Origin of the sequence: Wolbachia endosymbiont of Nasonia giraulti (assembly GCF_048054155.1) — a bacterium.
Classification (GTDB): domain Bacteria; phylum Pseudomonadota; class Alphaproteobacteria; order Rickettsiales; family Anaplasmataceae; genus Wolbachia; species Wolbachia pipientis_C.
The window spans coordinates 1-11,200 of record NZ_JAFEVH010000028.1 but is presented as its reverse complement, the minus strand read 5'-3'; the positions used below and the strand labels follow the sequence as shown (position 1 = coordinate 11,200).

At 34.2% G+C, this 11,200-nt stretch carries 12 protein-coding genes; 5 read left to right on the top strand and 7 right to left on the bottom strand.

Features of this window, described 5'->3' with window-relative positions; all coding sequences use genetic code 11:
• Positions 1-185 precede the first annotated feature (185 nt).
• The 6 genes from folD to ndk form a co-directional block, all read right to left on the bottom strand.
• Positions 186-1,073: a bifunctional methylenetetrahydrofolate dehydrogenase/methenyltetrahydrofolate cyclohydrolase FolD gene (gene folD, locus JR312_RS04450; RefSeq protein WP_416647824.1), complete on the bottom strand. Its 888-nt coding sequence runs from the start codon at positions 1,071-1,073 to the stop codon at positions 186-188.
• Positions 1,057-1,632: a UbiX family flavin prenyltransferase gene (locus JR312_RS04445; protein ID WP_416647823.1), complete on the bottom strand. Its 576-nt coding sequence runs from the start codon at positions 1,630-1,632 to the stop codon at positions 1,057-1,059. The genes folD and JR312_RS04445 overlap by 17 nt, the downstream gene beginning before the upstream one ends.
• Positions 1,625-1,882: a DUF2312 domain-containing protein gene (locus JR312_RS04440; protein WP_006014634.1), complete on the bottom strand. Its 258-nt coding sequence runs from the start codon at positions 1,880-1,882 to the stop codon at positions 1,625-1,627. Before JR312_RS04440 ends, JR312_RS04445 begins: the two co-directional genes overlap by 8 nt.
• Before the next feature lie 9 nt (positions 1,883-1,891).
• Complete coding sequence (locus JR312_RS04435; RefSeq protein ID WP_416647822.1) at positions 1,892-3,169, bottom strand: HlyC/CorC family transporter; 1,278 nt, start codon at positions 3,167-3,169, stop codon at positions 1,892-1,894.
• A 68-nt stretch (positions 3,170-3,237) separates the two neighbouring features.
• Complete coding sequence (locus JR312_RS04430; protein WP_416647821.1) at positions 3,238-4,416, bottom strand: aspartate aminotransferase family protein; 1,179 nt, start codon at positions 4,414-4,416, stop codon at positions 3,238-3,240.
• Between the two features lie 122 nt (positions 4,417-4,538).
• Positions 4,539-4,958, bottom strand: a complete 420-nt coding sequence (gene ndk / locus JR312_RS04425; RefSeq protein ID WP_015587995.1) for a nucleoside-diphosphate kinase — start codon at positions 4,956-4,958, stop codon at positions 4,539-4,541.
• A 105-nt stretch (positions 4,959-5,063) separates the two neighbouring features.
• Here ndk and JR312_RS04420 point away from each other — a divergent pair, with 105 nt between their 5' ends.
• From JR312_RS04420 to JR312_RS04410, 3 genes are all read left to right on the top strand, one after another.
• On the top strand, positions 5,064-5,825 hold the full coding sequence (locus JR312_RS04420; RefSeq protein WP_319606741.1) for a hypothetical protein: 762 nt from the start codon (positions 5,064-5,066) through the stop codon (positions 5,823-5,825).
• A complete protein-coding gene (hemH, locus tag JR312_RS04415) occupies positions 5,822-6,775 on the top strand; it encodes a ferrochelatase (RefSeq protein ID WP_416647820.1) in 954 nt (317 codons plus the stop codon). The genes JR312_RS04420 and hemH overlap by 4 nt, the downstream gene beginning before the upstream one ends.
• Positions 6,776-6,836: 61 nt before the next feature.
• Entirely contained in the window at positions 6,837-7,694 is an 858-nt protein-coding gene (locus JR312_RS04410; RefSeq protein WP_416647819.1) for a hypothetical protein, read from the top strand.
• Here JR312_RS04410 and gshA read toward each other — a convergent pair.
• The gene (gene gshA / locus JR312_RS04405; RefSeq protein WP_264336348.1) at positions 7,691-8,845 is read right to left on the bottom strand and encodes a glutamate--cysteine ligase; all 1,155 of its coding nucleotides are present in this window, start codon (positions 8,843-8,845) and stop codon (positions 7,691-7,693) included. The genes JR312_RS04410 and gshA overlap by 4 nt on opposite strands.
• Positions 8,846-8,927: 82 nt before the next feature.
• Between gshA and hslV the strand changes: the two genes are divergently transcribed.
• Together hslV and hslU are read left to right on the top strand one after the other, a co-directional pair.
• A complete protein-coding gene (gene hslV / locus JR312_RS04400; protein WP_026092657.1) occupies positions 8,928-9,482 on the top strand; it encodes an ATP-dependent protease subunit HslV in 555 nt (184 codons plus the stop codon).
• 1 nt (position 9,483) lies between these two features.
• A complete protein-coding gene (gene hslU / locus JR312_RS04395) occupies positions 9,484-10,935 on the top strand; it encodes an ATP-dependent protease ATPase subunit HslU (protein ID WP_416647818.1) in 1,452 nt (483 codons plus the stop codon).
• Positions 10,936-11,200: the final 265 nt, after the last annotated feature.

Sequence of the window (11,200 nt, the reverse complement as noted above, 5' to 3'; positions counted from 1 at the left end):
ATGACAGGATATTTGTTTCTAATTCTTTATAATCTACCAAACCAGTAGTTCTATTTGCTTGACTCATATCAAACCTCCATTTTTTATATCAATTTATTACTTTTTTTTCGGTTTGACACACTTTTTTGAACGTTCCCTGTGCTATTTGTAAAGGTATTCTGTTTATGCTAACATTAAGCTAAACCTTAAGCAATAAAATCAGAAGGATCAACTTCCCGCTGTAAGCAAGCAGCAACTACAGTGTTTATCATAAGAAATGCTATTGTCATCGGGCCAACTCCACCAGGCACTGGAGTAATAGCTTTGACTTTTTCTTTTACTCCCTCAAAGTCAACATCACCCACAAGCTTACTTTGATTTCCTATGTTAATGCTATTTATGCCAACATCAATCACTATTGCACCTTTTTTTATCCAATCTGGTTGAACAAAATTTGGCTTTCCAACTCCTGCAACTACTATATCCGCCTTAGAGCAATAATCAGCTAAATCCCTACTTTGTGAATGCAAGATGGTAACAGTGCAATTTTCTTGCAACAATAGGTGAAACATTGGCTTACCCACAATATTTGATCTGCCAATGATTACCGCATTTTTACCGGACAGATTATTTTCAACTGACTTAATTAAATGCAAAGAACCTTTGGGAGTACAAGGTATCAGACAATTTTTTTCACCTTTAACTAACCTGCCAACATTCTCATCATGAAAGCCATCTACATCTTTTTCAACACTTACTGTATTAATTATTCTGCTTGCACTGATGTGCTTTGGTAAAGGTAACTGAACTAAAATTCCATGCACAGATGGATCTTCATTTAATGTATTAACTTTTTCAATCAATTCATCTTCTGAGATACTATCAGGCAAAACAATAGTTTCAGAACTTATGCCTATTGATTCTGCTTTTCTTTGTTTATTACGAACGTAGACCTGACTTGCTGGATTGCTACCCACAAGAATTACTTTAAGACAAGGAAAAACATTATACTCTTTCTTTAAAATATCAATTTTTTTTGATAGCTCCTCACAGAGATCATTTGCTATTTTTTTACCGTTAATAATAATTGACATTTCCTTGCCACTCCTTGAAGTCAGGTAATGCGATATCAAATAAATTCAATGCTTTACCAACAGAATGATTTACAATATCATCCAAAGATTTTGGTTTAATATAAAAAGCAGGCATCGACGGAGCAATAATTGCTCCCATCTCCGTTAGTTTTAACATATTTCGGAGATGTCCAAGATGTAGTGGAGATTCTCGCACCATAAGAACTAATTTTCTTCTCTCTTTTAGAGTTACATCTGCAGCCCTTGTTAATAGATTGGAAGTCACCCCCGATGCTATTTCAGACATTGTTTTCATAGAACATGGAGCAATAACCATACCTGAGGTTTTAAATGAGCCGCTTGCTATTTTTTCTCCTATTTTTTCTTCAGAATAGTAAAAATCTGCAAGCGATATAATATCTTCAAGTTTTTCTTTAATCTCATGAGCTATAGTTATTTTTCCAGCACTGCTGATCACTAAATGAGTTTCATGATTGGTATTTTTTAGTGCCTCTAGAATCCGTACACTGTAAATAGAACCAGATGCTCCACTTATTCCAATTACAATCCTACTATTCACCTTCGTAATTCATTCCCAATGCACGTTTGTAGGTATCAAGTAATATTTCCTGTTCCTCCCTGTCATCATCATCCATCTTTCTTAGCCTAATAATCTGTTTCATCACTTTTATATCCCAACCTTCATCTGCAGCTTTTGCATATACATCACGAATGTGATCTTGCACATCCCTCTTTTCTTGTTCAAGTTTTTCGATTCTCTCTATATAGCTCTTCAAATCTTCAGCCGTTATTTTTACTGTATCTTCCATAGAACCCAACTAATTAATTGCTACTACAGTATTATCAGTTTTTACTTGTACTTCAATCATAGTAATAATATTTTTATCTTTTTTTAAAATCTTAAAGTAAAAACCGTACATGGAAAACTCTTCATTTTCTTCAGGAATGCGCTCTATCTCGTTTACAATCATACCTGCTAGAGTTGTAGCTTCTTCATCAGGAAGATCCCAATGTAACTGTCTATTAATATCCCTAATAGTAGATTTTCCTTCTATGTGATACATATTATCGGATATCTTTTTTATAAAATTCTCTGTGATCAAATCATGTTCATCTGAAATTTCTCCAACTATTTCTTCCAGTATATCCTCAAGAGTTACGATTCCCTGTAGTGCTCCATACTCATCAATAACAAATGCAAGGTGTTTCCTGTTTTTACGGAAGTTGTGAAGTTGTACACTGAGTGGAGTACTTTCTGGTATAAACCAAGGCTTTGACATAACTTTGGCAATCTCTATTTTATTATCCTTTTCACGCAAGGCATTTATTAGATTTTTCACGTGAACCACTCCAACAATATTATCTGGTTCTTTTTGCCATAAAGGTACTCTGCTATGGCTACTGGTTAAAATCTCTCTTATTAACTCTTCTTTGTTTCGATCTATATCAAGAGAAAATAAGTTTCTCCTGTGGGTCATAATTTGTGATATTTCTGTCTCAGCCAAATCAAGTATACTATTTAGCATATCTAAATCCTGTTGTAACATAGTGCCCTCACTGCGGTGAAGAGTAATCATATTACGCATTGCATCTGCTGCAGATATTACCTCCCTATTCTTATGAAGCCCACATAACTTCAGAATGATATTGACAATAAACTGAATGCCTAATGTCAATGGAGAAAGAATCTTGACAAAAAACAGCATAAAATAAGCAGAAAGTAATGTAAATTTTTCAGGATTTTGCATGGCGTAAGTTTTTGGTAAAACTTCACAAAATAGCAAAATACAAAACGTCATCATGAATGTTGAAAGAAATATGCCCTCACTCCCAAAAGAATTTATAAATATTGCTGTAAATAAAGCAGAGCAAGTAATGTTAATAATTGTATTGCACAGTAATATTGTTCCTATTGTTAATTCTTTTTTACCTAACAAAAGCTCTATTATCTTGGCTTTTTTGTTACCTTCTAGCTTTAGTTTATTCACTCGGGATCGGCTAATTGAGGTTAACCCTATTTCTGCTCCTGAGAACAAAAACGATAAAATCAATAAGAAAAAAATTGCTGACAATACTGAAATCAATAACCAATCCATTAAAGTATGATGTTATTGCGATATAGAAACAGAGTTGATTTTATATGTTGTAAGAAGCATTTGCAAGTCTATATATCTTTAATATAAAAAAATAAATCATGAAATATATCACACACTGCATTCACATGCATATTCTCAACAACAAGTGGAGGAGTTATTCTTATTACTCTATTATTTAAAATTTTAGTCATTATTAAGCCTTTGTCAAGAGATTGTTTAACAATTTTATCAGCCAAAGGTAATCTAAGCTCTATCCCTATCAATAAACCCTCCCCACGAACTTCTGAAACGATCTTCGGAAATTCTTCAGTCAAAGGCAACAACTTTTCTTTTAGATATTTACTGACCTTCTTAACATGGTCAAAAAAGCCTTCCTTTAGCATTACATCGAGTACTGCATTACCAACAGTCATAGCAAGTGGATTACCTCCATAAGTTGACCCATGAGTTCCTGGAGTGATTGCTTCTGCTATATAATCTTTTACTAAACATGCAGCCAGAGGAAATCCATTACCCATAGCCTTCGCACAAGTGAGCATATCAGGTTCAACTCCTATATTTTGATAGTAAAATAGAGAGCCAATCCTTCCATATCCGCATTGCACTTCATCAAAGCATAAAATTATTCCTTGAGCTTTTGTTATCTCTCTTACTTTTTTAAGATACTCTACGTCCAATGGATGTACTCCGCCTTCACTTTGTATGGGCTCTAAAAATATGGCAGCTGTTTCGCTATTGATTTTCTTTTCTAATGCTTCAATGTTATTTCTTGGAACTTTATCAAAACCAGAAAGGAGTGGAGCAAAACCTTCGCGTGATTTTTCATTTCCCCCAGCTGAAATTGCAGCAATACTGCGGCCATGAAAACCTCCTTCAATTGTAATGATGTGACTGCGCTTTTCTTGTCCATTTAAGTAGAAATAGCGGCGAATAAATTTAATTGCAGCTTCTGTTGCTTCAAGTCCACTTGAGCAGAAAAAAACTTTATCGGCAAAGGTAAGTTCTGTTAAACGCTGAGCAAGCCTTTCCTGCTGGGGAATAGTAAAAATATTAGAGCAGTGCCATAATGAATCCAGTTGCTCCTTCAGTTTATCTGTAATGTATGGATGACAATGCCCTAGAGAGGTTGTAGAAATTCCTGCAGCAAAGTCTAAATATTTTTTACCATCCTTATCGAAGAGATATACTCCTTCTCCTCTAACTATAGAAGCTTCAGATCTATTATAAGCATTAACAACATGATCCATTTTAAATATTATCTATACTGTGCATGAAAAAGCTTTCCCTTAATATTGCTTAAACTAAAAATTGGGCTAATATTATACAGTTCAACATAAAATTCAGAAGTTTAATATGTAAAAAAGTAAAACTACACCAATTCACATTCAGCAAAAAAGAAAGCTATTTCTCTATGAGCATTCTCTAGACTATCAGAACCATGCACTCTATTTTCACTAATATCATTAGCAAAATCACCCCTAATTGTACCTTTATCTGCCTGTTTTGGATCTGTAGCACCCATGATTTGTCTGTATTTACTGACTGCATTTTCACCAATTAAAACTTGAACTATCACAGACCCAGAAGTCATAAATTCCACCAACTCTTCAAAAAAAGGCCTATCCTTATGAATTTCATAAAACAGCTCTGCTTGTTTTTTTGTCAGCAGCATCTTTCTCTGTGCTATAATTTTTAGTCCAGATTTTTCAATGTAAGAATTTATACTGCCTGTAATATTATTTTTTACTGCATCAGGTTTTAATATCGAAAGCGTTCTCTCAATTGCCATATCATTTCCTTATATTAAGATCGTATATTTACTTTATTGTGAATTTTTGTTCCATCAAAGAGATTTTTTATTTATAGTCAAGAATAAAACATCAAGGGGTAGTTTATGGTTTACCGTCGTAAGAAACTAGTGAATAATCTTAAATCATCAATTTTCTGCGGAACAAAAGGTTTTTTAACCTTTAATTTGGCACTTTTAAGTTATTTAGAGTATAGCTTACACAATAATACAAAATTAAAAGAAGGTGCCGCTTTTGCGATGAAAAGGAACGTTGTTCCATTTGGTGAAATGATTTCCATACCGCTGTTTGTTTGCTTTGTATTACCAGCTATGGTAGGCAACATAAGCCTTATCGAGTGCGCACTTATATGTGCTGCACTGATGGTTGCAACATGTTTTGTTGTAAGAACCTTTCACTTGCGTGAAAAGTTATTGAAAAAAATGACTAATAATGAAAATTATACCGAGAAACAAATAGAGCCGGAATTTAAGAAAGACACTATAAAATTTCCTATCTTTGATAAAAACAGACAGCATATTGAGTATAATTCTCCTAATCAAGAACAACTAATGAATGAAAGCCCTCCCTCTCTCTTTGTTAGGGTTCTACTTTTTCCCCTTACGATTTTTCTGAAGGCTCTACAAAGCTGCATAATGATATCTTTGGCTGCTGTTGAACTTTTTGAAGCAGTGCCAAGTTTTTGTGTTGATGTGGTTTTTGATAGAAATTTTGTATCTACACAGAGTAACGTGAAGAGATCTGGTCATCTATTGTATGCTAGTGTGAGAAATTTAGTGCCTGTAACTAAACTTGATGAGTGTGTAGCTGATTTTATAGGCAAACCTGAAGAAAGGTGCTGTCAGTGAAGAAGGCAGTAATCTTATTTAACCTTGGTGGACCTGATTCACTAAGTGCAGTACGTCCTTTCTTGTTTAATCTATTTTATGATAGAAGAATAGTCAATCTACCCAATCCTTTCCGCTTTCTTTTAGCAAAGTTTATCTCCAAAAGGCGAGAAAGTACTGCACAAGAAATATACGAGCACATTGGAGGTAAATCGCCAATCTTGGAGAATACGAAAGCACAAGCTGATGCTTTAGAACTAAAATTAAATGAAAATGGAAACCATGTATATAAGATATTCATCTGCATGCGTTATTGGCATCCATTTGCTGATGAAGTTGTTAAAAACGTAAAGCAATTCGACCCTGACGAAGTCATTCTACTACCACTATATCCGCAATATTCAACCACCACAACTCTATCATCCATCGAGAATTGGCAAAAAAATGCCAAACTGGAATGTAACACAAAAACAATTCACCATTATTATGACAATGAAGACTTTATTGAAGCTCATGTTAATCTGACGTCTAAATATTATAAATTAGCTAGCAAAATCGGTAAGCCAAGAGTCCTATTCTCGGCTCATAGCTTACCTCTTAGTATCATTAAAAAAGGCGACCCTTACGCTTCACAGATAGAAAAAACAGTAAAATTAATAGTAAAAAAATTGAATATTGAAGATCTTGATTGGGGAATATGTTATCAGAGTAAGGTTGGCCCTGTAAAATGGTTGGAGCCTAGCACTGAAAGTGAGCTATCACGCGCGAAAGACGATAATATACCTGTAGTTTTATCACCTATATCTTTTGTTTCTGAGCATTCTGAAACACTGGTTGAACTTGATATAGAGTATAAAGCAATTGTCAAAGACGGATATTACTTTCGCGTACCAACTCTCAGTACTGATCTCTTATCTATCAAGTGCTTGGCCGATTTATGTTTAGATCACTCTCAAAGTACTGATTTATAGCACTTTTCTTTTTAGATTTTTATAGTATAATATTAAAAAGTTATTATTTTATTATCTACTTATGCCAAAAGGTAAACCAAATACATTTACACAAAGTATACATGATGTTCACAATCATGATATTAGAAAGATGTATTGTATTGCAACAGGTTTAACAGGTATATTATGTAAAATTTCATTGCAATTTTGTTGCGATTTTATTGACAACAACAGATCAAGTATTTGCACTGTATTAGATATTTCTAAGTTCATAAAACTACCAACATCAATAATATTTGCTCTTCATCTTGGGCTAAATCTAGCTGGATATAAATCTAAGAAACCTGCGAATGGTGAAGAGGAAAATAAACCTGAAAAACCAATACAGGTTGTAGGTAACTCAGCGTACTTGGCAAGCTGTATCATAGGAATATTGATGCAGGCAAAAATCATTCATTTCTTAGCTAGAAACAACAAGGATGTAGTAAGTTATATTAGCTTAACATCAGCAGTTCTATTTCTATTTTCAGAATTCGTAAGCTGTTATTATAAGTGCGAAGAATATAAGGAAGTGCATAAAAAATATCAAGAAGCATGTAAAAAATACAAAAAGGGTGATGACGAACTTACGAAATGTGAAGCTGAGCTTGCTAAATGCAAGAAGAATGTTATGTTTAGCACATTCACTTTGTCATTGGGCTTGTTAAGCTTCATATTAAAAAGAATGGAACTTCCAACCATACCAATAGACTTGGGTGGTGGCATAATCTATAATTTCAACTTAACTGTTACGGTCAGTTTGATACTAAGCATAGCATATCTAGTATCAAACATCGATAAGTTTGTCAATCAACCTAATAATGGTACTGATCCTTCTACTGGACTTGATGACGCTCACCATATTCAGCATAATGGCAGCATTGTAGAAATTAATTATTAGAGATGAAAAGACTTAATTTCTACTGCCAATGCTAGCACTGCTAATTTGCTAACAATATTCCAAAGTGGCAAAGTTTTATTTTCTTGGCTGATGTCATAAAATTCACAGTCAGTGGAATTCAAGCTAGAATATACATCTTTCCTGCTATTACATCGGTATAAGTAACATGTTGGAGTATCTCCTATATAGTATATTAGCGGTTCTGCAGAACTACTTTTAAATATGTCAATAGTTGGTACACCTTCTTGTATAATAACACTATTGATTGCTATTCCTTCTTTTATCTTTTTCATTTTATGACGCTTTTTTTTATTGAGATTTAATATTTCCTTTCCACTTGTTGCTGTTATAATGCCCATTCCATATGTGCCATTGCTTGCTTTGATAAAAACGTAAGGTTGTGTTTTTATTTCATATTCCTCATATTTTTTTTGCACTAGAGATAATATTTGGTCAACTTTAGTCGCTACTGCTCCTAGTGATGAATCATCATTAAAGTCAACTCCATTACAGCTTTCTGTAAGCACAGAAATAAGCCATGGATCCATTTTAAATTCGCCACAAAATTCGGACACTAATTTTTGATAGATTTCAAAATATTGAAATTTCTGCCTACTGTGCCAGCCATATAATGGACTTGGCACTATCTCTTGTTTTACGTTTTCTAGTGTGTCTGGAATGTGGCTCGTCATATCACGGTTCAGTATAATAACATCAGGCACAAATCCTGAAGTTGTCTTCAGCAAAGAGTTTTCTTTCACAACAGTTTCATACTGTTCTATTAAATTGTACGTTTCATTATGAAAGAGGCCAATTCTAGTTTCAAAACCTGCGAGTTGCAGTACTTTCTCTATAACAAATACGTTTTCTATATACATTTTATTTCGCGTGTAATTCTCCGGTATTATAAGAGTCTTTTTATATTGTTTTGTTTCAAAATAACTTTTTATTAGTTTTGCTGCTGTTGCTCTTGATGTCTCACTTAGATTGTTGAACCCTGCAGGAAATAAATTAGCGTCCACTGGGGCAATTTTGTAGCTGGAGTTTCTAAGATCTATAGAGCTATAAAATGGCAATGTAAGGCCGTTAAATTTTGCCTCAAACCAATTATTTATACTTTTTTCCAAATCTGGGCGAATTATGTTTTGCATCTACACTTTAAATGTTATAAGAAAAGTACTATATTATAAGTTATAATCTTAATATAATATAACGAATTAAAATAACAAAAAAATGATTCATCATGACAGCAGTAAAATGTATGGTACTACTATACTATCAATTAGAAGAGACAAAAATGTGGTAGTAATAGGTGATGGGCAAGTCTCGCTAGGCCATACCGTTATAAAATCTGGAGCAAAAAAAGTTAGGCGTCTTTCTGGTGATTCCGTAATTGCCGGTTTTGCTGGAGCAACAGCTGATGCATTTACTCTCTTCGAAAGGCTAGAATCTAAACTTGATAAGCACCCAGGACAGTTAATGAGGGCATGTGTTGAACTTGCAAAAGACTGGAGAATGGATAAATATCTAAGAAAATTAGAAGCTATGATGATCGTGGCAGACAAGTCCATTTCATTGGTCATTACAGGAACGGGTGATGTTCTTGAACCTGAAGATGGCATTGCAGCCATTGGCTCTGGAGGAAATTTTGCTTTATCTGCAGCAAAAGCTTTGATTGACGTTGAAGGAATATCAATAGAGGAGATTGCAAAAAAGGCTATGAAGATAGCTGCCGATATATGTGTTTATACAAACCATAATCTAATTATTGAAAAAATAAAGGAGTAATATGTCAAGAACTTTGTGTACCAATTCTTCTGGTCAACCTGTAGTAGGTCAATCTGATAATAATGATGACTGCAATAAAAAAAACGGCCTCTATGAAAATGAAGGTACAGAAAGTAGCAGCATCCAAAGCTCACAAGCTTTATTGGATGATCTACCACCACAGAAGATAGTTAAAGAGTTGGATAGATTTATAATCGGGCAGAATGACGCAAAGCGCGCTGTTGCTATTGCACTCAGAAATCGTTGGCGTCGAAATAAAGTCCCACTTCCACTACGTGAAGAGATTATACCTAAGAATATACTCATGATAGGCCATACGGGAGTTGGTAAAACTGAAATAGCTCGCCGTTTAGCAAAGCTTGCTGGTGCACCTTTTATAAAAGTTGAAGCAACGAAATTTACTGAAATAGGATATGTTGGACGTGATGTTGACTCGATAATACGTGATTTGGTTGATGCAGCAATAGTTTTAGTTAAGGAAAAAGCACGTAAAGCCTTAACTAAAAAAGCTTTAGGTTTGGCTGAAAAGATAGTAGTCAACTCCATGGTTGGTGAAGATGCAACCGAGGAAAGCAAAAAAGTTTTCAGAGAAAGACTGAGAAATAAGGAATTTGAAGATGGAGAAGTTTCTATTAACGTCAGGGAGAGCAAGGGTATGTTACCCACTTTTGATATACCTGGCATGCCAGGTGGGCAAATTGGTGTGATAAACGTAACAGAAATCGTGGGCAAGATGTTTAATGGGAGCAAAAAAACAAAAACTATTACAGTTAAAGTGAAAGAAGCACGTGAAATATTGATTAATGAAGAAAGCGAAAGGTTAATGGATGAAGACAAGATAATCAAAGAAGCGATTGATCTTGTTAGCAATGAAGGCATAGTGTTTTTAGATGAAATAGATAAAATTGCAGCACGTACAGAAATAAAAGGTGAAGTCAACAGAGAAGGAGTGCAGCGCGATCTGTTACCATTACTTGAGGGAACAACTGTTTCAACTAAGTATGGCCCCGTAAAAACAGACTATATATTATTTATTGCATCTGGTGCCTTTCATTTATCTAAGCCATCTGATCTTTTACCAGAATTACAGGGTAGATTGCCAATTAGAGTGGAACTTAAGGCGCTTACTCAAGAGGATCTAATAAAAATATTAAAGGAACCAGAATCTAGTTTGTTAAAACAGTATATAGCGTTAATGAAAACGGAAAATGTAACACTTGAGTTTACTGATGATGGTATAGAGACTATAGCTGAAATAGCATTTACAGTTAATAGAGAAGTGGAAAATATAGGTGCAAGAAGACTTCATACTGTCATGGAGAAGCTTTTGGATGAAATAAGTTTTATCGCTTCTGAAAAAAATAGTGAAAAATTTGTTATAGATAGCAAATATGTAAGAGATAAACTAGAGTCAATTTCAAAGCAGCTTGATTTATCTAAGTTTATACTTTGATAGAAGCAGTTCAAATTGCTTCTCTAAAGAGACACATTCTTACCACCCAGAAATTTCCACACCATAACCATCTGACAATACGCTTTCATCACATAAACACAGTAAATCATCTAGAAACAAATTTATCGGGAACGTTCAAAAAAGTGTGTCAAACCGCATTTTCAATTCAACTCAATTTTTAACCTACCAGGAAAAAAGATATCAAGTTGAGACATAGTTAAAGCCCAATTAGGCAAAGCAGTAATCCACTTTTGCTCTACCTTTT